This window comes from Parvimonas sp. D9, from assembly GCF_035282565.1.
Lineage (GTDB): Bacteria > Bacillota > Clostridia > Tissierellales > Peptoniphilaceae > Parvimonas > Parvimonas micra.
Map to the genome: position 1 here is coordinate 1 of NZ_JAYKBM010000113.1, position 283 is coordinate 283.

Genomic DNA, 283 nt, shown 5'->3' on the forward strand with positions numbered 1-283 from the left:
CAAAACAGCCTAAGTCCAAATATTGATTGAATGAAACTTTTTGACCACCTCTCAATAAATCAATTATGCGTCTGAATTTATCGTCTTTTGGGGCTTTTAGTGTGTAATTTATTACAGCCATTGTTCTGAAAAAATTCAAAAGCTGTTCGTCAAAAACATTTTCGGTATTATCACGATAATTCCAAAACAAATCTGTCCAAAGTGTATCAATTTGATGTGAAAATGTTTCGGTTGCTTCTGCATTGCTTTCCCAACCCTCTTTGTTTATATGTTGTTCAAACTT

Annotated in this window: 1 protein-coding gene; it reads right to left on the reverse strand. The window is 32.9% G+C overall.

What is annotated here, in order from left to right; genetic code table 11:
• Positions 1-283 (reverse strand): hypothetical protein (locus VJI94_RS08240; RefSeq protein WP_324009004.1); only part of this gene is annotated, 283 nt, incomplete at both ends.